Source organism: Silanimonas sp. (genome assembly GCF_027530345.1).
Taxonomy (GTDB): domain Bacteria; phylum Pseudomonadota; class Gammaproteobacteria; order Xanthomonadales; family Xanthomonadaceae; genus Silanimonas.
On the sequence record NZ_JAPZQK010000067.1, the window covers coordinates 1 to 1,015 of the forward strand.

The following is a 1,015-nucleotide window of genomic DNA, read 5'->3' on the forward strand; positions in this document are numbered from 1 at the left end:
TTCAGGCCGCCAAGCGCAAGGCGCGTGGGTACGGCCGATTCGAAACCATGCGCACCGTGCTGTTCCTGATCGCCGGGAAGCTCGACTTCCGAGGCATCAATCCCCATGCCGCATAACCCACTCGGATTTCAAAAGAGCCCAACATGATCATTACTGATTATGTCTTCGTTCGGGATGAGAGTGGCGGGCACGACATGCCAATTCGCCGCGAGGTAGAAGACACCGCCTGGCGCGATGGCCTCTCGTCGACGCGAGAAGTGCTGTCGGCTCAGCGCAAGAAGCTTGAGGACGCGATGCAAGGCCTGCACGCTTGCCTCTACCTCGACGAACTGCTCAAGTCATACCGAAAGGTGCTCGTAGGCCGTAAGCGCTCGTGATGCGAGCGTGGCCGATGTTCATTCAGCGATATCGCTGGTGGCAACCAGTTAAGCCAGACCAATCAGGGGAAAAGCGATGAACCAGAGAAACCGACCGCTGCTTCTACTGGCCTCCCTCATGATTCTTTCGGCTAGCAATACCGTCTTTGCGAAAGATGTCTTCTTGGCCTGTAAGGACAACAGAGGTTATGAGGAAAAAGAAATCATCATGGCCTTCAATGAATCCGAAGGCTGGATCAAGCGGTATTTTGAGGATACAAACGAGCTTGTGGATCTGATTGGCTGTTCGGACTATGGGGTCTCATGCTCCTTTAGTTCCGATGCGAACCAGATCCGATACGAGGCAACCGAGGGTGAGGGCAGCGGCTCTGGATTCGTGGGCACTAACAGTCTAGTGCTGTCGCGGAGAACGGGGCTCATTATCAACCACCATGATGGCGTGAATGCGTATGGCCGAAAAAACGAGACCGTCATGAACGCCACATGCCGTCCAACCAGGGTCTGTCAAACCAACTGTGTAACCGGGTTTCTCACAGGGCGGCCAGCGGCACGCGCTCGTCGCCGAACATCACCTGGAAGCTCTGTAGCGCTGGCTTCCAGTGGTGGATCATCTTCCAGTTCTTCGACGCTTCGCGGAT

The 1,015-nt window shown here is 55.5% G+C and carries 1 protein-coding gene; it reads left to right on the forward strand.

The window, feature by feature from the left end:
• The first annotated feature begins 143 nt into the window (after nt 1-143).
• Entirely contained in the window at nt 144-377 is a 234-nt protein-coding gene (locus tag O9255_RS15240; protein ID WP_297867718.1) for a hypothetical protein, read from the forward strand.
• The last annotated feature ends 638 nt before the right edge of the window (nt 378-1,015 follow it).